The sequence below is a fragment of the Streptomyces sp. NPDC044064 genome (assembly GCF_056434245.1).
On sequence record NZ_JBWKFN010000032.1, the window covers coordinates 1 to 20700 of the forward strand.

Consider the following 20700-nt stretch of genomic DNA (forward strand, 5'->3'; position numbering starts at 1 on the left):
AACGCATCCGCCTTCTCCGAACCGCCCTTGCCGTCCAGCGAGACACTCTGGATGTTGCCGTTCAGATGCTGGTAGAACCACCAGCCCGCGCCGGCCGTGCCGAGGATCAGGAGCGACAGGCACACCGCGGCGATCTTCAGCACCCGCTTGCCGCGCCCCGCACCGGCTCGGCGCCGTGAACGACCGCCGGCACGTGAGCGGGAGCCGGCCCGGCCTCCCGGGCGCGGTCCGTCGGGCTCGCCCGTGCGCTGTCCGGGCACCCGGGCGCTGCGGTCGCGCGTGGCCTGGCCGCCCGGGCCGTCCCAGGGGTCGCTCATCTACCCACTCCCATGAACGGTCGGGCTCTGCAGGCCGGGCCGTCGGGTGTGCGGCCGGGCGAGCGCGGCGGTGTTCGGGCAGGCGGGAAACGGTGGCTCCGCCTGAATTGCGTGATTGCGCAATCTAACAAACCCGTGGCCCGGACAGTACGGATCCTGTGGGAATTCACAGGTGAGGGATCTCATGGAACCGGGGAAGGGGCCCCGGTGGGCTCAGGCTTCGACGCCGTGCAGCTGCCGTACGGAGGAGGGCGCGTGCTGCGAGCGAGCGGTGAGCTGTCCGACCAGCACCCGCACGACGATCACGATGTCGGGGTCGTCGATGTAGTAGACCTGCCGGCGGCCCTCACGGCGGGAGCTGACGAGCCCGGCGAGCTTCAGCTTCGCCAGGTGCTGGCTGACCGCGGGCAGCGCACCGCCCACCCGGTCGGCGAGGTGCGTCACATCGCTCTCGCCCTGCGCCAGCGCCCACATCAGGTGCAGCCGCGCCGACGAGGCGAGCAGCCCGAACGTCGCGGCCGCCGCCGCCAGCACCTCGGCCGACGGGTCCTCGAAGCCGCCGTTCTCCGCCACAGCCCTCTCCTGCCCCCGCCCACTTCACCGTTCACGCACATGCGGGCACCCAGTGTAGGGGTCCGCCCAGGGTTCCCCCTGGGCGGACGAGGACTGCGTGTGCGGATATTCGACGGGGACCGTGTATGCGGTTACTTGATGTACACCAGGCCGTCCGTGGTGACGGTCGGACGGCCGCTGGTGCCGACCACGACGATCTTCACGGTGTGCTTGGCGCTGCTGGACCAGGTCTTGGTCCAGATGGCCTGGCGGTACTGGGTGGTGGTGGACTTCAGGTCGATCGTGGCGGTCTTCGTGCCGTCCACGTAGACGTACGCCTGCCCCGAGGTGGCGGCGCGCGAGACCACCCAGGCGGCGGAGCGACCGGTGAAGGTCCAGGTGAGGGCGGCGCCCTTGGAGCCGCTGGAGTACGACTTGCCGCCGAGGTAGCCGGCGGACGAACGGGTCGTCCAGCTGCCGGACTTGGTGGCGGAGGTCTCCTGCAGGATCACCGGGGTGAAGGAGGGCGAGGAGGTGCGGTAGTTGCCGGCGTAGTCGTAGGCGCGCATCGACCAGGTGGCGGCGGTGCCGGACGCGGCCGTGCGGTTGGAGCTGGTGGTGGTCGGGCCGAAGGTGGCCGTCGTCGGGGACAGCAGGTCCACCCGGCGCAGTGCGGTCTCGTCGGCGGCCTTCCAGCCGAGGGTGACCGGGACCGCGCCGGTGCTGACCGTGCCGGTGCGCAGGGAGAGCTTCGGGGCGGTGATGAAGGTCGGTGCGGTCGTCTCGGCCACGACCTTCAGCGCGGCGCTCGTCGTGGACTTTCCGGACTGGTGGACGGCCCGGACGGCGACGGTGTGCGTGCCCGCGGCCAGTGTGGCACCGGCCGAGGTGGCGCCACCGGACACACTGGCGGCGGTCGCGCCGTCGACCAGCAGCTCGAACTTGGAGAGGAGCGAGCCCGGCGTGCTGGTCGACCAGTGCACCGTGACGGCGCCCTTGGTGTAGTAGGTCGAGCCGGAGAGGGCCGCCTTGTCGACCGAGGTGACCTTCAGGCCCTGCACCGGGCCGGCCGCCCAGGAGCGGATGGTCGGCAGCTGGGCGTAGAGGGAGCTGCCCGGGCACTGGGTGTTGTAGCCGTCCCGGTGCCCGGAGATCCGCTGGAAGGCATACGTGCTGCCCGCGGTGAACTTCGTGCCGGAGTAGTTGGTCTGGGTGGCGCCGGCCGTCAGCTGGGCGGTCCCTTCGGGGGTGAAGCCGTACTGCCCGAGCTTCCACGCGGCCACGCGGGCGATCGAGGCCAGCGCGGCGTCTGCGGCGCCGGTGGTGGTGTGGTCGCCGAGCACCGCGATGCCCGCGGCCTCACGGTTCCAGCCGTAGGTGTGGGCGCCGAGCACCGGCAGGTCGACACCGCCCTTGCGGCCCACGAAGACCGTTCCGCACTTGTCGACCAGGAAGTTGTAGCCGATGTCCTTCCAGCCGTTGACCTGCACGTGGTACGCGTAGATGCTCCGCACGATCGACGCCGAGTCGGTGCAGGAGTAGTCGTTGCTGCCGTCCGTGTGGTGGACGAAGACGGCCTTGACGTCGGCGTTGTACTCCGGCGCGTCGGGGCTGATCGACTCGTCGGCGCCCCAGCCGGCCCGGGAGGTGATCGGCGGTTCCGGCACGGTGGACGACGGCGCCGTCGGCGTGGTGGCCGACGGGCTCATGGACGGGGATTCGCTCTGGCTCGCCGAAGGCGACTCGGGCAGGGTCTCCGAGGGCGATTCGGCCGGGATCCCCGAGGACGACTCGGTCTGGCTCGCCGTGGCCGACTCGCTCGGGGTCTCCGAGGGCGACGCCGTCTCGGTGGCGAAGGCGGCCGGATGGGCGCCACCGGCGCCGGACTTGGTCTCGGCGTCGGTCACCACGCCCGGATCGACCAGGTTGACCTGCAGGCCCTTCGGCAGCGGGGCGGTCGAGCCGTCCCTGTGGACGACCTGCGCCTGGACGCCGTCGGAGGAGCCGACCCACAGCGGCTCGGAGGCGCCACGGGCATCGGCGTCGGGGCGCTCCAGCGGGTCGACGTTCACCTCGAGGTCACGCCATGCGCTCCAGTCCCCGGTCTCGCGGCTGCGGGTGCGCACCTGGGCCGTGCCCTCGAGCCGCTTGACGGCGCCGGTCCAGGACACACCGAGCATCGAGAACTGCGCGGTGTCGGTGCGGGGCAGCTCGCGCCTGCCGTTCGCGGTGCCCTTCAGCGCGAGGTCGTAGACCTTCACCGGCCGCTTGGCCCGGCCGGCGCCACCCGAGTCGTGAGAGGGACTGGCCACCGCGTAGGAGACCACGCCCCCGCCGCCCAGGACCACTGCCCCCAGTGTCAGCCATGCCCGCCGCTTGAGGTTCAAGGGTCTGTACGCATGCGCTGTACGACGGCTCACGGAGAGTCCACCCCCACAATCGGCCGGGAACGGCCATAGAAGTAACGTCACGTCAGGCTCGCCTGCCACACAGGCAACCCATCCCGAAAGCGCATTCCAGTCCGTGATCATCACGGGTGGGCGGGATGATGTGAGCCAAGCCACAGCACGCCGGCCTCGGCGGCATGATCTTGACCTGACAACGCCGCTATTGGCCGCGCGTCATGGGCGGATGAACGTCGGACGTCAGTGCGGAGGCATCCGGTCAGGAGGCGGGGACGCGCACGTCACGCAGGACCAGGTTGCGTTCGTCAGGCCGGCAGAAGTCGTGCAGAGCGATCGTCAGCCGGGTCGCGTGCGGGGAGACGTCCCAGATCACCGTCTCCAGCCGGCTGCGCTGATGCGGCGGCGGGTCACCGTCGCCACCGCCCTGGAAGGGGACGGTCTCGAGCGCGGCGCCGGAGGCCCGGTCGCTGAAGCCGTACTGCATGCCCTTGAAGTCGGCGCCCTCGGTGCGCGTCACGTAGGAGACGACTCTGCTCGAGGGGCGCGTGGCGCCCATCCAGCTGCTGGACGTACGAGGGACACGGCCTCGCCGTGCCGGCGGCGGGACCGGCGCCCGCTGGTCGGCGTTTCGGCCAACCCCCCTCCCGCTGACTCCTGTTGTGCGGCAAGGGTCGGTGCATCAAGCACGCTCCGCGATGAGCTCTGCGCCGGGGTTCGGAGCACGGCCGAAACACGTGTGTTCGATATTGGTGCCGGGTCGTTGAGCCACGTGACCAGCCGGAGCGACCGTCAGGGGGATCACGTTGACCTCGGCCGACACACACGATCAGCAGGACGCGACACCTCCTCCGCCACCGCCGGCGGAGATCAGATACAGCGGGCAGTACTCGGTCAATCCATTGGCCGAGGTGTCCTTCCGGCGGATGTGCGAGCAGATTCCCGCGGTTCTGGCCCGGATCGGACGGCTGTCGTGGCGCACCGACCGGCGTGCGGTGCAGTTGCTGCTCGGCTGTCAGGTGGTGACGGGGGTGTCCGCGGCGGTCCAACTCGCCGCGACGGCCCGGGCGATGGGGCACGTCCTCGGGCCGGGCCCGGTCGGCGGTCGGCTGGGCGCGGCCGTGCCGGCGCTGGTGGTCGTGGCCGCCGCTGCCGCGCTCGCCCGGGGTGCGGGCGCGGTGGCGACGTACGCCGAACGCCGGATCACACCGCTGCTGACCACGGAGACCGACAGTGCGCTGGTGGAGGCGGTGTGCCGGGTGGAAGCGGCGGCCTACGCGGTCGACGGCTTCACCGACCGTCAGGAGGCTGCGGAGATGGGGGTGATGCGCACGCTTGTGATGGTGGCCGACGCCCAGCGGTTCATGTCCGCGCTCATCCGCATGATCACCGCCAGCGGTGTCTGTCCGTGCTCAACATGATGATGCTGCCGCTGCTCCTCCTCGCCGTGCTGCCCGCGGGGATCGGTGCCGTGCTGACGGCCCGGGTGGACTACGAGATCCACTACGCCAACGTGGCCGACCGCAACGTACGCGGGATGATGCGCTGGTGGGCGACGACCTCGAAGTACGGGGACGAGGTACGGGCCAACTCGATGACGGACTACCTGGTGTTCTGGTACCGGTCGCTGTCCGACCGGTGCGACCGGCGCACTCTCGCGGCGGCCCCGCGCACGCTGCGGATCGCGCTGCTCTCCGCGCTCGCCGGCGGGGTCTTCCTGGTCACCGCCTGGGCGGCGCTGGCCTGGCTCGCGGTGACCGGGCGTATCGCGCTCGCGATCGCCGCCACCGCGGTCGTCGCCGTCCAGACCACCCTGGCCGCACTGTCGCAGGTCGTCGTCAACGGCGCCGCGGTCTTCCACACCAGTCTCTATCTCGGCGACATGCAGGCCTTCCTGGACGACGCGGCGGCCCGCGCCCCGCGCCGGGGTGACCGCGCCGTCGCCCGGACGGTCGAGGAGATCCGGCTCGACGAGGTGGTGTACCAGTACCCCGGCAAGGACAGACCGGCCGTGGACGGTGTCTCCCTCACCCTGCGCAAGGGGTCCATCCTGGCGATCGTCGGTGTCAACGGCTCGGGGAAGTCCACCCTGACCCGGCTGCTCACCGGGATCTACCTGCCGGACAAGGGCAAGGTCACCTGGAACGGCACGGACCTCGCCCACGCCGACCCCGCTGCCGTGTGGGCGAGGACCGGGCTGGTGCCGCAGATCTTCGCCCAGTGGCCGCTGCGGGTCCGCGAGAACATCACGCTCGGCCAGCCCCGCAGCGACGACGACGGTCCCGTGTGGGAGGCCGTCGACGCGGTCGGGATGCGGGCGGCGGTGGAGAACCTCCCGGCCGGCCTGGACACCCTGCTCGCCCGGGAGGTCTTCGGCGGGGCGGAACTCTCCGGCGGCCAGTGGCAGCGGCTCGCCTGCAGCCGTGCCCTGTACCGCCGGCCGGAACTGCTGATCCTCGACGAGCCCACCTCACAGATGGACCCGCGGGGTGAGCACGGCATCTTCGAGCGGATCAGGGCCATCGCCGCCGACCGGATCACGGTGGTGGTCACCCACCGGCTGGAGAACACCAAGGTCGCCGACCACATCGTGGTGCTGGACGACGGCCGCATCACCGAGCAGGGCACCTACGACGACCTGGTCCACGCGGGCGGCACCTTCGCCGAACTGCTGGCCCTGTCCCACGACCGCTGAGGGATCAGGGGCGGTCCGCGGCGGCCGGGCGCCAGAGCACCGGCAGGTCCGCGGGCCGTACCCGCACCGTCACCGGCAGCGTCGCCTCGACCTCGCCGTCGGCGCCGTAGGGGACGGGACGGGTGGCCTCGATACGGATCTCCTTTCCGTGCAGGACCCGTACCTCCGGGCGGCGGACGTGTCCGCCCGTCTTCAGCTCGTTCATGAGCGCGAAGAACAGCCGGCGCGGGGCCTCGCGGATCATCACGATGTCCAGCAGTCCGTCGTCGACCCTGGCGCCGGGGGCGATGAGCCGGCCGGAGCCGTAGTAGGGGGAGTTGGCGGCCACGACGGTGTAGCCGCGGTGGGTGTGTTCCTCGCCGTCGACGGTGACGCGGTAGTCCGCCGGCCGCCAGGTGGTCACCGCGCGCAGGCCGCCCGCGTAGTACGAGGCGGACCCGCGCAGCAGCCGGGCCTCGTTGGCGTGCCGGTTGGCCAGCGCGTCGACCCCGGCGTAGACGCTGCCGAGGACCACGGTGCGCTGGTGCACCGCGGACTCCACCTCGATGGTGTCGACCCGGCTGGGCTCGGCGTGCAGGAGGATGTCGGCGAGCTCGGCCGGGTCGGACGGCAGGTTCAGCGCCCGGGCGAAGTCGTTGCCCCGTCCGGCGGGCACGAGACCCAGGACCGTACCCGTGCCGCTGAGCGCTCCGCCGATGCCGCCGGCCATGCCGTCGCCGCCGACCGCCAGGACCACCCGGCCGCGCTCCCCGGCCTGCCGGGCGATGTCCTGGGCGTGGGCGAGGCTGTGGCTGTACTCCGTCTCCAGCTCGGCCCCTGCCTCGCGGAGCAGTCGGGCCAGTTGGAGCAGCGATGCCGCCCCGGTCGAATCGCCCGCGGTCGGGTTGACGACGGCGGTGAACTGTCGCATCGGTGGGCCTCCGGGCGATGACGAGAGTGACGGGCTGGGTGGGGCGGATCAGTCGGTGGGCAGCAGGACGCCCGGGTTGAGGAGTCCCTCGGGGTCGAGGCGGCGCTTGACGGCGCGCAGGGCCTCGACGGCGAGGGGTCCGGCCTCCTTGACATACCAGTCGCGGTGGTCGGTGCCCACCCCGTGGTGGTGGGTGATGGTGCCCCCGGCGGCGAGCAGGGCGTCGTTGGCGGCGTGCTTGGCGCGCGCCCAGTGCGCGACGGGGTCCTCGCCCTGGGCGCTGACGACCGTGAAGTACAGGGAGGCGCCGTTCTCGTACACGTGCGAGATGTGGCACATCACCAGGGGCGGGGTGCCGGCCTCGGTCAGGGTGTCGGTGAGGGCGGTGCGGACCGCCGCGTACAGCTCGGGGATCCGGGACCAGAAGGCGGCGGTCTCCAGTGTCTCGGCGAAGGCTCCCGCATCGAGCAGGGAGTCGCGCAGGTACGGCGCGGAGTAGCGGCCGTGGGCCCAGCGTTCGCCCGGTTCGGACCCGATCAGGGTGCCGCCGGCGTCCCGCAGGACGGCTGCCGCCTGCTCACGGCGCTGGGCCGTGTCCTCGGCCGTGCCCTCGTAGCCGGTGATCGCCATGCATCCGGCGTTGCTCTCCAGGCCGGCGCCGATGGCGTCCGGCTGGGCGAGGCCGATGAGCGTCTCGGTCTCGTCGGACAGGCGCAGCACGGTCGGCCGGGGTCCGTCCTGGGCGAGCCGGCGCAGGGCCGCCGCTCCCTCCTCGAAGGAGGCGAACCGCCAGCCCTCGTAGACGCGCACCTCGGGCAGCGGGCGGATCCGTACGAGAACGGAGGTGATGACGCCGAAGGCGCCCTCGGAGCCGAGGATCAGCTGGCGCAGGTCGGGTCCCGCGGCGGAGCGGGGGGCGCGGCCGGTCTCCACGGTTCCCTCGGGGGTGGCGAGGGTGAGGCCGAGCACCATCTCGTCGAAGCGGCCGTATCCGGCGGAGGCCTGTCCGCTGGAGCGGGCGGCGGCGAAGCCGCCGATGGTGGCCCACTCGAAGGACTGCGGGAAGTGGCCGAGGGTGAAGCCCTCTTCGTTGAGCAGGGCCTCGGCCTCGGGTGCGCGCAGACCGGGCTGGAGCACGGCGGTGCGGGAGACCCGGTCCAGAAGCTGCAGGCGGTTCATGCGGCGCAGGTCCAGGGCGACGAAGGCGCGCCGCTCGGGGGCGAGTCCGCCGACGACGGAGGTGCCGCCGCCGAAGGGGACGACGGCCAGGCCGTGCCCGGCGCAGGCTCGTAGTACGGCGAGGACTTCGTCGTGGGTCGCGGGCAGGACCACGGCCTGCGGGACGTCGCGGACGTCGCCGGCGCGCAGCCGCAGCAGGTCGGGGGTGGACTTGCCGCGGGTGTGCCGGATACGGCTCTCGGCGTCCGTGCGGACGTGCTCCTCGCCGCCGACGGCCTGGGCGAGCGCCTTCAGCGCGGCCGGACCGGCCGTGGGCGCGGGCAGGTCGATGTCCTCCAGGGCGAGCGGCGGCGTGGTGCGCGGTTTGACGCCGAGCAGGTCGCGCAGCAGTCCGGTCACCGAGTCGGGCAGCGGTGCCGCCTTGGCCGGGTCGCCCCAGCCGTTCCACAGCATGTCCATCGAAGGGTCGTCCTCACAGATCGGTGTGCTCGGTTCGCGCGGCGGCGTCTCCGCCCGGCCCCCGGGGCGTTACACTGTGACACATGACGCCTATTCGTCACAACGGTGCAGACAGTTCTGGTAACGATCACGTGCTCGACGCGGTGCGCGACTGCGTACTGGCCGTAGGGGTCCGCCGCACCACCCTCGCCGACGTGGCCCGCCGCGCCGGCGTCTCGCGCATGACGCTGTACCGGCGCTGGCCCGACCTGCGCACGCTGGTGGGCGATCTGATGACCCGTGAGTGGATCGACGTGGCCACCCGCGCGATACCGGAACCCTCCCCCGGCACCGACACGCGCGGCCGGATCGTGGCGGGTCTGGTGGCCGGGGTGGAGGCGTTCCGCGCCCACCCGCTCTTCCGCAAGATCGTGGACGTCGATCCCGAACTGCTGCTCCCCTACGTGCTCGACCGGCGCGGGGCGAGCCAGGAGGCGCTGCTGGAGCTGCTGACCGGCGCACTGCGCGAGGGCCACGCGGACGGATCGGTACGCACCGCTCACCTGCAGCGGCAGGCCCGGGGCCTGCTGCTGATCGTGCAGTCCTTCGCCCTGTCCCTGCGCACGATGACCGACGAGGACGACCCCGACCTCGACTCCGCCGCCCTGCTGGGCGAGCTGCGCACCCTTCTGGAGAGGACCCTGACGCCATGAGCCACCACGAGGCCGTACGAGGCTCGTCCCTCAGCGCGGGCCGGCGGACCCTGGAACTGGCCGAGGCCACCGACGGCAGGGTCGCCGACGTCCTGGTCGTCGGGCTCGGCGCCACGGGGGCCGGAGCCGCCCTGGACGCGGCCGCCCGCGGTCTTGACGTCGTCGCGGTCGACGCGCACGACCTGGCCTTCGGCACCTCCCGCTGGAGTTCCAAGCTCATCCACGGCGGGCTGCGCTATCTGGCCTCCGCGCAGTTCGACGTCGCCCACGAGAGCGCGGTCGAACGCGGTGTCCTGATGACCCGCACCGCCCCGCACCTGGTCGCCGCCCAGCCGTTCGTGCTGCCGCTGACCCCCCTGGTGTCGCGGGCGCAATCCTCCCTGGCCTGGGCCGGGTTCCGGGCCGGCGACATGCTGCGGCTGGCCGCGCGGACCCCGCGTCAGGTGCTGCCCGCCCCGCGCCGGCTGTCGGCGACGGAGGCCCGGCACCTGGCACCCTCGGTGCGCGCGGCCGACCTGCGCGGCGGACTGCTGTCCTGGGACGGGAAGGTCACCGACGACGCCCGGCTGGTCACCGCGCTGGCGCGCACCGCCGCCGCGCGGGGCGCCCGGGTACTGACCCGGGTCAGGGTGCTGGAGTCGACCGGGACCGGCGCCCGCATCCGCGACGAACTCACCGGCGAGGAGGGCGAGATCCGCGCCCGCGCCGTGATCAACGCCGCCGGTGTATGGGCGGGTGACCTGGTCGAGGGGATCCGGATCCGGCCCTCCCGCGGCACCCACCTGGTCCTGCGCTCGGAGCGGCTCGGCGCCCTGCCGGCCGGCCTGCACCTTCCGATCCCCGGCGAGACCAACCGCTTCGTCCTGGTGCTGCCCCAGGGGGACGGCCGGGTCTACGTCGGACTCACCGACGAGCCGGTCGACGGCCCGATCCCCGACGTGCCGGAGGTCCCCGAGACCGACATCGGCTTCCTGCTGGACGTGCTCGGGTCCGTCCTGGACACGCCGGTACGCCGGGACGAGGTCGTCGGCGCCTTCGCCGGGCTGCGCCCCCTGCTGGACACCAGCGGTCACGACGGCCCGGGTGACGCACCGGCCCGTACCTCCGACATCTCCCGGCGGCACGCGGTGCTGACCTCGCCCGACGGGGTGACCACCGTCGTGGGCGGGAAGCTCACCACCTACCGCCGGATGGCGCAGGACGCCGTGGACGCCGCGGTGGAGGCCCGTGGCCTGCCCGTGCGCCCCTCCCCCACCGCCTCCCTGCCGCTGGTCGGCGCCACCGCACCGGACCGGCTGCGCGCCGTGCCCGCGCCGCGCCGGCTGGTCCGCCGCTACGGCACCGAGGCCCCGGCCGTCCACGCCCTCGTGGAACGGGATCCGGCCCTGGCAGAACCGGTGCTGCCGGGGCATCCGGTCACCCGGGCCGAACTCGTGTGGGCCGCCCGGCACGAGGGCGCACTCGACGCGGCGGACCTGCTGGACCGGCGCACCCGGATCGGTGTCGTCCCCGAGGACCGCGCCGAGGCGCTCGCGATCGCCGGGGAGGTCCTGGCACAGGCAGGCACCCCGGCCCGACCGAGGTCAGGTGAGTGAGCCGGTGCCGACCTGAGCACCGGAGCGCGGCCGGGGAACGGTGCCGCTCGGCGGCGGCACCTCGCCCCGCTCCACCCAGGCCGTCAGCGCGGTGAAGGCGGCCCGGTAGCAGGGCAGGATCGGCCGCAGCCGGTCCGGGAAGGTGTCGTACAGGCTGTCGACGTGGGTGCCGCCCTCTATCCGGTAGTAGCGGTGCAGTCCGGACCGGCCCTGCTCGGCGATCATCCGCGCATAGACGTCGGACTGGACGGCGATGGGCAGCAGCGCGTCCAGGGTTCCGTGCAGTGTGACCATCGGCCGGCCGATGCGGCCGGTGAGCGAGATCCGGGCGACGGCGTCATGGACGGGCCCGGGCCGTGCGGCGTAGTCGTACGCGGCGTCGGAGGGGCAGGGAGCGAGGATCTCCTCCGGGGTCGTACCGGCCGAGGCGCCGGGGCAGGCGGGGTCGTAGCCCGGGTCGAACTCGGCGCGGTAGATCTTCTGGGTCAGGCCCCAGTACACCTTCTCGTGGTACGGCCAAAGGAACTCCGACCCTCGTGCGAAGCCGGCCGCGTACATGTCCTCGTCGTCGGCCCGGCCCAGTTGGCGGGCGACGGCGGTGGGCAGGAAGGTGAGCAGGTTCGGGCCCTGCGGCCGCCACAGCGGGCCCTCCCAGTCGACGCCCCCGTCGTACAGCTCGGGATGGTTCTCCAGCTGCCAGCGGGTGAGGTAGCCGCTGTTGGAGATCCCGGTCATGTACGTGCGGCGCGGGGCATGTCCGTAGTGCTGGGCCACCACGGCCTTGGCGGCCCGGGTCAGCTGGGTGGTGCGCCGGTTCCACTCGGCGACGGCGTCGCCGGGACGAACGCCGTCGGTGTAGAAGTCCGGGCCGCAGTTGCCCTTGTCGGTGGCGGCGAAGGCGCAGCCCTGGGCCAGTACCCAGTCGGAGACGAGGGTGTCCATCGAGTACTGCCTGCGGACGCCGGGGGCGCCGGTGACGACCAGCTTGCCGTTCCACTCCTCGGGCAGCCGGATGACGAACTGGGCGTCGTGGTTCCAGCCGTGCGTGGTGTTGAGGTGCGAGGAGCCGGGGAAGTAGCCGTCGATCTGCCAGCCGGGCACGCCGGAGGGGTTGTGGGTGCCCGCGGCGGTGAGTCCGGCCCAGTCGGCCGGGTCGGTGTAGGGCGTGCCGGTGAGGGCACTGGTCGTCAGGTCGTCGTGGCGGGAGACCAGCTGCCGTTCGGCGCCGGGGACCGTGATCCGGCGCCGGCGGCCAGAACCGTCGTCGGCTCGGGCGGCGGCCGCGGGGGTGACCGCCGATGCCGCCAGCAGGGCGGCGGACAGGAGGGTGGTTCGTCGACTGGGGCGCATGACGCCCATCGTTGGCTTGCTGCGCCGGGCCGGCCATGGAGGCAGCACACACTCCGGTGGCGTCCGCAGTAGAGCCGACGAACATGACGCGACGGGCGTCTTCGGCGTGCGGGCGGTCGGTGCCTGCGGCACGCTACGGGGAGGGGCAGAGAAGGGACAGGGCGTGGCCGAGGGTGCCGGGCCGCTCCCGCCGTCCGGGCGAGGTCGGCTGCTCGACCAGGGCTCCGCGCCCGGGCAACGGGACATTCAGGAGTGATGAGCCATGACCCTCGAACCGGAATCCGCGTCCGCGTCGCCTCCTCCTCCGGTGCGGCCCTGGGCCGTCGACGACCTTCCGGCCCTGGACCCGGATCCCTTCCTGGACGAGGTGCTCCGCGACGAGGCCATCACCCGGATCAGCCTGCCCTACGGCTCCGGGCACGCCTGGCTGGTCACGCGGTACGAGGACGTCCGCTTCGTCACGTCCGATCCGCGCTTCTCCCGTGAGCGGGTCGTCGGCAGCTCGGTGACCAGCATGGTGCCGCAGGCCGTTGCCTCGCAGACGGCGGGTCTGCAGTACATCGACGCGCCCCGGCACACCCGGCTGCGCAGGGTCGTGGCCCGGGCGTTCACCGGCAAGGGCATGGCCAGGCTGCGCCCGCTGGCGGAGCGCACCGCCCATCGGATGCTCGACGGGATGGAGCAGGCCGGCTCTCCGGGCGATCTGATGGAGCATCTGCACACCCCCTTCCCGATCGCCGTCGTCTGCTTCTTCCTCGGCGCGGACGAGGACGACTGGCACGAGTGGGCCGGGAACTCCGAAGCGCTCCTGTCCAAGGCCCCGGACGGCGGCGCACGCAGTCGGGCGGCGCGCCGGACGACGCGCAGCCGCGTGGTCGACCTGCTCGAACGCCGCCGCGCCGAACCCCGCGACGACCTGGCGGGAGTGCTGGCCCACGCCGCCCGGGCCGGTGAGATCACCGACGAGGAGGCGATCTCGCTGGCCATGGCCATCTACGTCAGCGGCGGTCACGCGGTGCGCAACAACAGCGGCTCGATGATGTACGCGCTGCTGACCCATCCGGAGCAGCTGGACCGGCTGCGCAGCGCTCCCGAACTGCTGCCCGGGGCCGTGGAGGAGCTGTACCGCTTCGTCCCGCACCGCAACGGTGTCGGGATCCCCCGCATCGCCACCGAGGACGTGGAGATCGGCGGTCACGTCATCCGCAAGGGCGAGGCCGTGTACAACGCCTATGTCGCGGCGAACCGCGATCCCTCGGTCTTCCCCGAACCGGACGTGCTGGACTTCGACCGGGACGGTGCCGGGCACCTGGCCTTCGGGCACGGCCCCCACTTCTGCCTGGCGGCTCTGCTGGCCCGTATGGAGGCCGAGGTCATGATCAGGGCCGTGCTCGACCGCTTCCCCGGTGTCCGGCTCGCCGTACCCGCCGGCGAGGTCGAGTTCCAGCGCGAGGGACTCATCCGCGGGCCGAGGGCCCTGCCGGTGACCTGGTAGCGCGCAGGAGGCCGGCCCGATGCCGAGGTGGTGGACGAGGATCCCGGCGTGGCTGCGCTCGCGCGACCCGGGGCTGGCCGCCACGCGCAGGGCGGCCCGTACCGCCCTGGTCATGCCGGCGCTGTTCGCGCTGTGCACACAGGCGTTCCACTCGTCGGCGATGGCGACCTTCGCGGCGTTCGGCTCCTTCTCGATGCTGTTGCTGGTCGAGTTCACCGGACCGATGGTGCAGCGGTTGCGCGCCCATGTGGGGCTCGCGGTGGCCTGGTTGCTGCTCATCTGTCTGGGGACGCTCGCGGCCCGCGAGGGCTGGGTGGCGGTCACCGCCACCGTCGTGGTCGGCTTCGTGGTGCTGTTCTCGGGGGTGGTCAGCTCGGTGCTCGCCGGCGCCTCGACGGCGCTGCTCCTCGCCTTCGTGCTGCCGGTGACCACGCCCGCGCCGCTGTCGCAGCTGCCCGAGCGGCTCGCCGGCGCGGGACTCGCCTCGGCCGCCGCACTGCTCGCCGTCTCGCTGCTGTGGCCGCGCCCCACCGCGGACCCGCTCAGCGCGCCCGCCGCCCGGGTGTGCCGGGCGGCCGCGGCACAGCTGCGCACCGACGCGTCCCACCTGGCGGCAGGGGCCGACGCACCGGGCGTGCGCAGGTGCCGGGAGACCGCCGACGAGACCGCGGTCGCCACGGCCGACCTGCGCACCGCGTTCGACGGGACCCCCTACCGGCCCACCGGGCTGTCCGCCGGCTCGCGCGCCCTGGTGCGGCTGGTCGACGAACTGACCTGGCTCAGCACGATCGTGGCGGACAGCGCTCCGCCGTCGGGCGGCCACCCGGTCTGCGATCCGCGGGCCCTCGTGGTGCGGCAGGCAGCCGCGTCCGTGCTGGAACGGACCGCCGATCTGCTGGACGAGCCGCGCGGCTCCCCCGACGCGCTGCGTGCGGGGACGGCACGGCTGCGCGCGGCCATCGGCCGGATGGAGCGCAGCGCCACCGCACTGCTGCCGGTGCACCTGCCCGGGCCGAGTACGGAGCCGGGGGTCCGTGCGTTCCTGGAGACCCTCGACATGTCGTTCCGTGCCCAGGAACTGGGGTTCGCGACCCTGCAGATCGCGGACAACGTGGATCTGGCGGCCGCGGCGGAACGGCGCGACTGGCCGGAGCGGCTCCTCGGCCTCGAACCGGGCGGCCCTGGCCGGCCGCTGGCCGCGGCGCGCGAGCGGGCCGTCGCACACCTGCGGCCCAACTCGGTGTGGCTGCACAACAGTCTCCGGGGCGCGGTCGGTCTGGGCATCGCGGTCACCCTGGCGGTGCTGACGGGCGTGCAGCACTCGTTCTGGGTACTGCTCGGCACCCTGTCGGTGCTGCGTTCGAACGCTCTCAGCACCGGGCAGAACGCGATCCGGGCGCTGGGCGGAACGATCGCCGGCTCGGTCATCGGCGCCGGGCTGCTGCAGCTCATCGGCCGGCACGGCACCGCGTTGTGGTTCCTGCTGCCCGTCGCGGTGCTGATCGCCGGCATCGCCCCGGCGGCGGTGTCCTTCGCCGCCGGTCAGGCGGCCTTCACCATCACCCTGGTGATCCTGTTCAACATCGGCCAGCACCCCGACTGGCACATCGTGCTGCTGCGGGTCCAGGACATCGGGATCGGCTGTGCCGTGAGCGTGCTGGTCGGGCTGTTCTTCTGGCCGCGCGGTGCCGCGGCCGCCGTGGACCGGGCGCTGGCCGAGGCGTACACCGACAGCGCCCGCTATCTGGCCGGGGCCGTCGAGTACGCAGTGGGCCGGTGCGGTGTCCGGCCCACGGCGGCGGACGCTCCGCTGGAGGAGGGCCGCGAGGCGGCGGCCGCGGCGCGCAGGCTCGACGACGCGTTCAGGAGCTTCCTGGCCGAACGCGGTGCGAAGCCCGTCTCCTTGGCCGACCTGACGACCCTGGTCACCGGAATCGTGGGTCTTCGGCTCGCCGCGGACGCGGTGCTCGGACTGTGGCAGCGCGCGAGCGAGCTGCACGCGGGCACGGACCGCGCCGAGGCACGCCTGGTGCTGCTGAGTGCCGCCGGCCGGGTGGCCGGCTGGTACCGGGATCTGGCCGTCAGCCTGGCCGGTCGCTCCGCCGTCCGGGATCCGCTGCCGCCCGACCCCGCGGCCGAGGCGAGTCTGGTCGACTCGGTCCGCCGCGACCTGCGGGACGCCGACGGGCGGGCCTCCGACACGGCGGTACGCGTCATCTGGACCGTCGACCACATCAACGCGGCCGGCCGCCTCCAGCCCAGCCTGGCAGCGGCGGCCCGGCCCGGAGAGACGGCCTGACCCCCAGGGACACCCCCGTGTCCCGGTGCCGGATCAGGCGGAGCGCCGGGCCAGACCCTCCAGGACGGCCACCGCCTGGTGAGCGTGCTCGTACGGCACGAAAAGGTGGTCGTGGTGGAATCCGGCGACGACGTTGCAGCTCAGGCCGGCTTCGGCGAGTTCCCGCGCGACCTCGGCGGTCAGCCCCACCGCCTCCAGTGCCGAGTGCACGCGCAAGGTGATCCAGGCGGCCACGTAGTCGTACCCCAGCCCCGCCGCGTCCGCCTCGTCCAGCCGCGCCACCAGGGTCAGGCCCTCCTGTTCGGCGACCGTGACCACAGGGGTGATGCCGGAGGGCACATTGCCCTCGACGGTGGTGAACACGTAGCGGCCCGGATTCAGCTCCGGACGCATCCCGCTCAGCAGCTTCTGCAGATCTCTCTCGCCGGTCATGATCCCCACGTTACGGAACGTGCGATCGGTGCTGCTCGAAATGGCTCGGTCTGTCGTCGTGGTCGACCAGACGGCCCAGCCCGGCGGCCCGCTCGCGGGGCAGGAGGGTCCAGGTGCCGTCGGTGCGGCGCAGGGCGGCCGAGTGCCACGGAGTGGTCCAGGCGTCCGGGGCGTCGAGCAGACGGATGCCGAACTTGACGTCGCCGACGGGCTGCGGGTGGATGGACAGCCGGACGGCACGGGGGTGGTGCTCGGCGATGAGGGCGCCCCAGGCGCGGCTGCGCCGGATGACGTCGTAGGCCCGGCGGCGGCAATCGCGTTGGAGGGCGGAGCGCGTGCCGGGGAAGTCGGCGGTGTCCTCGACGAGGAAGCGGGTGATGCCGCGGTAGAGGTCGCGGGTGGCGTCGTCGGACCGGACCAGGGCGCGCAGGGCCTCGGCCGTCGGGGCGTAGCGGTCCTGCACATGGGCGCGCTTCACGTCGTACGGAAGAGGGCCGTAGACGTCCCGTAGGTCGAAGACCGACAGGTTGCCGAGCCCCAAGTCGACGATGAGGGCGCGCAGTTCGTCGCCGTACGCGTCGATGTGCCGGTCGGGCACCCGGACGAGATCGCCGAAGACATGGCCGTCGGAGCAGATGACCACCCGGGCGCCGGGCGGGTGGATCCGCTCGATCTCGGCGCACAGGGTGTTCAGGAAGCACAGGGACAGGCGCTCCGCCTGGTCGGGCAGGTGGCCGAGGACCTTGGCCGGGTTGGGGGACTTGCAGGGGAAGCCGGGCAGGGTGAACTCGACGGGTGCGCCGGCGCGCACGAAGCCGGCGATCCGGCGCCGCTGGTGCGCGAACGCCTCGGCGGGGGCGGGGGCACGGTCCGTGGTGCGGTGGTACGGCAGCAGCAGGTTCAGGATGTCCGTGCTGATGCGCGTGGGCGAGGCGGTCGTCAACAGCATGTCACTCCTTGGGGAGAGGGGTCTCGGTCAGCGGCGTCGGTCGTAACCGGCGGGCAGGTGGTGGGTGCCGCGGCCGAGGACGGCCGGGATCCAGGCGAGGTCCTCGTCGGCGACGGCGAGGTGCAGGCCGGGCAGCCGGGCGAGCAGCGTGCCGAGTGCGATCCGGAGTTCGGCGCGGGCCAGGGCGGCGCCGGGGCAGAAGTGGACGCCGTGGCCGAAGGCGAGGTGGGGGTTGGGACTGCGGCCGAGGTCGAGGCTGTCGGGGGCCGGGAAGCGGCGCGGGTCCCGGTTGGCGGCGCACAGGGAGACGATCACGGAGTCGCCGGCCGGGATCGTGGTGCCGTGCAGGTCGCTGTCCCGGTCGAAGAAGCGCCAGGTGGTCAGCTCGAAGGCGCTGTCGTGGCGCAGGAGTTCCTCGACGGCGCGGGGCAGCAGGTCCGGGGTGTCGCGCAGGCGGGCCAGCTGGTCCGGGTGGCGGAACAGCGCGATCAGGGCGGTGGTGATCTGGTTGGTGACCGGCTCCTGGCCGGCCACCAGAAGCTGGAAGATCATGGAGTCCAGCTCCTCCTGGGACAGTTCACCCCGGTCCCGGGCCACGACGAGCCGGCTGAGCAGGTCGTCGTCCTCGTGTTCCCGCTTGTGGGCCACGATGTCGGCGATGTAGCTCTGCAGGCCGTGCAGCCGCGCCTCGTACGCGGGCCGCCCGGGGTCGGTGGGTCCGACGGGCTGGACGACCTTTCCCCAGTCACGGTCGAAGCGGTCCGCCAACTTCTGCGGAAGACCGATGACTTCGGCGAGGACCTGGAAGGGGAAGGGCGCGGCGAAGCCGCTGACGAGGTCCGCGGGACCGGTCTCGGGCAGCGCGGCCACGAGTGCGTCGGCCAGTTCCTGGAAGCGGGGGCGCAGGCTCTCGATGCGGCGCGGCGTGAAGGCGTCGGTGACGAGGCGCCGCATGCGGGTGTGCTCCGGCGGGTCCTGGTGAAGGAGATGGACCTGAAGCCGGGAGTGCTGCGGCTCGGGCATGATCGAGGCGCGGGCGCGCCAGCGGTCGTTGCCCCGGTCGTGGTTCTTGCCGAGCCGGTCGTCGCCGAGGGCCGAGTGGGCGGCGTCGTAGCCGGTCACCAGCCAGGCGTGTACGCCGCTGGGGAAGAGGACGCGGTGGACCGGGCCGGCTTCGCGCATCTGCTCGTAGAGGGGGTAGGGGTTTCTCTTGTAGGGGCAGCCCATCAGGGGGACCGGGTCGGGCAGAGTCGTCACGGATGCTCCTCAGAGGGCGAGTTCGGGGCGGTAGTGGTCCAGCCACAGGGCCAGGTCGACGACGCGTTCCAGACGCAGTCGGTGGCCCCACTCCAGCCGGTCTGGCGGTGTGTCCAGGCAGGGCTTGAGGCGGGTCTCGTCGGTGAGGGCGCGGACCTGCTCGGCGGCGAGGGCGTCGCGGGCCAGCTGCTGCAGGCCGCGGTTGTAGTTGGGGTGGTGGGTGGCCGGGTAGTGGTTCTTGGGCCGGTGGAGCACCGAGTCCGGGGCGAGGCCGGCTCCCGCCGCGCGCAGCAGGCTCTTCTCCCTGCCGTCGTGGCTCTGCAGGGCCCACGGCGTGGTGAAGGCGTACTCGACGAGCCGGTGGTCGCAGTACGGCACCCGCACCTCCAGGCCCTGGGCCATGCTCAACCGGTCCTTGCGGTGCAGGAGTTGGCGCAGCCAGCGGGTCAGGGACAGGTGCTGCAGCTCGCGCAGGCGGTGCTCGGCGGGGGTCTCGCCGTCGAAGTGGGGTACGGCGGCCAGGGCGGTGCGGTAGGTGTCGTCGCGGAACTCGGCGATGCGCAGGTCGAGTTCGGGGTTGAGCGGCATCGCGGCCTCGTCGCCGGTCACCAGCAGCCAGGGGAAGGTGTCTGCGGCCAGCGCCCTGGGACTGTGGAACCAGGGGTAGCCGCCGAAGACCTCGTCGGCGGCCTCGCCGGACAGGGCGACGGTGGAGTGCCGCCGAATCTCGCCGAACAGCAGATACAGCGAGGTGTCCATGTCGCCGACGCCGATCGGCGAGTCCCGGGCGACGACGACCGCCGTCCGGTGCCCGGGGTCGAGGAGCGCGCGCGGGTCGAGGACGACCGTACTGTGGTCGGTGCCGATGAAGGCACCCGCTTCGACGGCGTACGGGGTGTCGTGGCCGGTGCGCAGGACGTCGCCGGTGAACTCGACGGCCTGGTCGCTGTAGTCGACCGCGTAGGAGCGGATCCGGGCTTCGGGCCCCTGCCGCGAACGGAGTTCAGCGGCGAGCAGGGCGGTCAGGACGGTGGAGTCGAGCCCTCCGGAGAGCAGGCTGCACAGCGGGACGTCGGCCTCCAGCTGGCCACGCGCTGCGGCGCCGACCAGCTCGTGTATCCGCTCGACGGTCGCGTCCCGGTCGTCGGTGTGGGGCGCGGCCGCCTCCAGCTGCCAGTAGCGGCGCTCACGGATGCCGTCCCGGTCCAGGAGGAGAAGCCCGCCAGGCTCGACCTCCCGTACCCCGGACCACACCGTCGGTCCGGTGTTGAACAGCAGGCTGTACGCCTCCCGCAGCCCGTCCGCGTCGACCCGGGGCCGTATCTCCGGGTGGGCGAAGAGCGCCTTCGGCTCGGAGGCGAAGGCCAGGCCGCCGTCGACGGCGGCCCAGTGGAGGGGCTTGACGCCGAGCCGGTCCCGCACCAGCAGCAGCCGCTGCTCGCGCTCGTCCCACACGGCGAACGCGAACATGCCCTCCAGGTGCTCGGCCACCGCCTCGCCCCATTCGGCGTAGGCGCGCAGCACCACCTCGGTGTCACTGCGGGTGCGGAAGACATGTCCTCTGCGGCGCAACTCGGCACGCAGTTGGTGGTGGTTGTAGACCTCGCCGCTGTAACTCAGCACGATCGTCGGCTCGTCGGGCCTCTCGGTCATCGGCTGGACGCCGCCTTCGAGGTCGATCACGGCCAGCCGCCGGTGGCCGATCGCGGCCCGCTCACCGAGCCATACGCCTCCGGCGTCGGGGCCGCGCGGGGCGAGGGTGGCGATCATGGCTTCGATGACCGGGGTCTGCGTGCGGGCGTCGCTGTGGAAGGACACCCAGCCGGTGATTCCGCACATGGGGACGGCTCCTGTGTCAGGGGGAAATGGGGGCGGTGGGGGCGGTGGTCTTCTCGGGGAGGGCGGCGGGGTGCCGGCCGGGCCGGGTGAGCGTGAGTCGGCTCCTGGTCAGGGAGGGGAGGGGCGGGGCGGGGCGTCGGCCGGACAGGTCGGCTCCTGGGCTTCAGGGGGCGGCTGGAGGCGGTCTTGTCGGGGACGGTTACGGGGTACCGACCGGGCGGAGCGAGCGTCGGAGCGGCTCCTGGTCAGGGAGGCATCGGGTCGGTGTTCCTTCTCCG

At 72.8% G+C, this 20700-nt stretch carries 14 protein-coding genes and 2 pseudogenes; 5 read left to right on the forward strand and 11 right to left on the reverse strand.

The window, feature by feature from the left end:
* The 4 genes and pseudogenes from AC07DS_RS37175 to AC07DS_RS37190 form a co-directional block, all read right to left on the reverse strand.
* Positions 1-317 (reverse strand): annotated as a pseudogene (locus tag AC07DS_RS37175) (LCP family protein); the annotation flags it as partial.
* 213 nt (positions 318-530) lie between these two features.
* The gene (locus AC07DS_RS37180; RefSeq protein WP_479152692.1) at positions 531-890 is read right to left on the reverse strand and encodes an ArsR/SmtB family transcription factor; all 360 of its coding nucleotides are present in this window, start codon (positions 888-890) and stop codon (positions 531-533) included.
* 131 nt (positions 891-1021) lie between these two features.
* Positions 1022-3256 carry a peptidoglycan recognition protein family protein gene (locus tag AC07DS_RS37185; RefSeq protein WP_479152694.1) on the reverse strand — a complete coding sequence of 745 codons (2235 nt, stop codon included), beginning with the start codon at positions 3254-3256 and terminating at the stop codon, positions 1022-1024.
* A 277-nt stretch (positions 3257-3533) separates the two neighbouring features.
* Complete coding sequence (locus AC07DS_RS37190; RefSeq protein WP_479152695.1) at positions 3534-3791, reverse strand: hypothetical protein; 258 nt, start codon at positions 3789-3791, stop codon at positions 3534-3536.
* Positions 3792-4077: 286 nt separating this feature from the next.
* On the opposite strand from AC07DS_RS37190, the pseudogene AC07DS_RS37195 reads away from it, so the two are divergent.
* Positions 4078-5966, forward strand: a pseudogene (locus AC07DS_RS37195) (ATP-binding cassette domain-containing protein).
* Positions 5967-5970: 4 nt separating this feature from the next.
* Here AC07DS_RS37195 and AC07DS_RS37200 read toward each other — a convergent pair.
* Positions 5971-6876, reverse strand: coding sequence for a YegS/Rv2252/BmrU family lipid kinase (locus AC07DS_RS37200; RefSeq protein WP_479152697.1), 906 nt, complete (start codon positions 6874-6876; stop codon positions 5971-5973).
* A gap of 48 nt (positions 6877-6924) precedes the next feature.
* Positions 6925-8514 (reverse strand): FAD-binding oxidoreductase, encoded by a 1590-nt coding sequence (locus AC07DS_RS37205; RefSeq protein ID WP_479152699.1) that lies wholly within the window; start codon positions 8512-8514, stop codon positions 6925-6927.
* 83 nt (positions 8515-8597) lie between these two features.
* On the opposite strand from AC07DS_RS37205, the gene AC07DS_RS37210 reads away from it, so the two are divergent.
* Together AC07DS_RS37210 and AC07DS_RS37215 are read left to right on the forward strand one after the other, a co-directional pair.
* Complete coding sequence (locus tag AC07DS_RS37210; RefSeq protein WP_479152700.1) at positions 8598-9206, forward strand: TetR/AcrR family transcriptional regulator; 609 nt, start codon at positions 8598-8600, stop codon at positions 9204-9206.
* Entirely contained in the window at positions 9203-10801 is a 1599-nt protein-coding gene (locus tag AC07DS_RS37215; RefSeq protein ID WP_479152702.1) for a glycerol-3-phosphate dehydrogenase/oxidase, read from the forward strand. The genes AC07DS_RS37210 and AC07DS_RS37215 overlap by 4 nt, the downstream gene beginning before the upstream one ends.
* Here the strand turns inward: AC07DS_RS37215 and AC07DS_RS37220 are convergent.
* A complete protein-coding gene (locus AC07DS_RS37220) occupies positions 10790-12151 on the reverse strand; it encodes a tannase/feruloyl esterase family alpha/beta hydrolase (protein WP_479152704.1) in 1362 nt (453 codons plus the stop codon). The two genes, AC07DS_RS37215 and AC07DS_RS37220, sit on opposite strands and share 12 nt — an antisense overlap.
* Before the next feature lie 262 nt (positions 12152-12413).
* Here AC07DS_RS37220 and AC07DS_RS37225 point away from each other — a divergent pair, with 262 nt between their 5' ends.
* Entirely contained in the window at positions 12414-13646 is a 1233-nt protein-coding gene (locus tag AC07DS_RS37225; protein ID WP_479152706.1) for a cytochrome P450, read from the forward strand.
* Between the two features lie 1057 nt (positions 13647-14703).
* Positions 14704-15945, forward strand: a complete 1242-nt coding sequence (locus AC07DS_RS37230; RefSeq protein ID WP_479152879.1) for an FUSC family protein — start codon at positions 14704-14706, stop codon at positions 15943-15945.
* 33 nt (positions 15946-15978) lie between these two features.
* Here AC07DS_RS37230 and AC07DS_RS37235 read toward each other — a convergent pair whose 3' ends face one another.
* The 4 genes from AC07DS_RS37235 to asnB are packed head-to-tail and all read right to left on the reverse strand — an operon-like array spanning position 15979 to position 20422.
* On the reverse strand, positions 15979-16377 hold the full coding sequence (locus tag AC07DS_RS37235) for an ACT domain-containing protein (protein ID WP_479152708.1): 399 nt from the start codon (positions 16375-16377) through the stop codon (positions 15979-15981).
* 10 nt (positions 16378-16387) lie between these two features.
* Positions 16388-17326 (reverse strand): L-tyrosine/L-tryptophan isonitrile synthase family protein, encoded by a 939-nt coding sequence (locus AC07DS_RS37240; RefSeq protein ID WP_479152710.1) that lies wholly within the window; start codon positions 17324-17326, stop codon positions 16388-16390.
* Between the two features lie 27 nt (positions 17327-17353).
* Entirely contained in the window at positions 17354-18553 is a 1200-nt protein-coding gene (locus tag AC07DS_RS37245; protein ID WP_479152881.1) for a cytochrome P450 family protein, read from the reverse strand.
* 39 nt (positions 18554-18592) lie between these two features.
* Entirely contained in the window at positions 18593-20422 is a 1830-nt protein-coding gene (asnB, locus tag AC07DS_RS37250; RefSeq protein ID WP_479152712.1) for an asparagine synthase (glutamine-hydrolyzing), read from the reverse strand.
* Positions 20423-20700 lie beyond the last annotated feature (278 nt).

Coding starts and splice junctions, on each gene's coding strand:
- AC07DS_RS37240 (WP_479152710.1), bottom strand. CDS start 17,326: ATGCTGTTGACGACCGCCTCGCCCACGCGCATCAGCACGGACATCCTG.
- AC07DS_RS37230 (WP_479152879.1), top strand. CDS start 14,704: ATGTCGTTCCGTGCCCAGGAACTGGGGTTCGCGACCCTGCAGATCGCG.
- AC07DS_RS37235 (WP_479152708.1), bottom strand. CDS start 16,377: ATGACCGGCGAGAGAGATCTGCAGAAGCTGCTGAGCGGGATGCGTCCG.
- AC07DS_RS37225 (WP_479152706.1), top strand. CDS start 12,414: ATGACCCTCGAACCGGAATCCGCGTCCGCGTCGCCTCCTCCTCCGGTG.
- AC07DS_RS37215 (WP_479152702.1), top strand. CDS start 9,203: ATGAGCCACCACGAGGCCGTACGAGGCTCGTCCCTCAGCGCGGGCCGG.
- AC07DS_RS37245 (WP_479152881.1), bottom strand. CDS start 18,553: ATGGGCTGCCCCTACAAGAGAAACCCCTACCCCCTCTACGAGCAGATG.
- AC07DS_RS37205 (WP_479152699.1), bottom strand. CDS start 8,514: ATGGACATGCTGTGGAACGGCTGGGGCGACCCGGCCAAGGCGGCACCG.
- AC07DS_RS37200 (WP_479152697.1), bottom strand. CDS start 6,876: ATGCGACAGTTCACCGCCGTCGTCAACCCGACCGCGGGCGATTCGACC.
- AC07DS_RS37210 (WP_479152700.1), top strand. CDS start 8,598: ATGACGCCTATTCGTCACAACGGTGCAGACAGTTCTGGTAACGATCAC.
- AC07DS_RS37220 (WP_479152704.1), bottom strand. CDS start 12,151: ATGCGCCCCAGTCGACGAACCACCCTCCTGTCCGCCGCCCTGCTGGCG.
- asnB (WP_479152712.1), bottom strand. CDS start 20,422: ATGTGCGGAATCACCGGCTGGGTGTCCTTCCACAGCGACGCCCGCACG.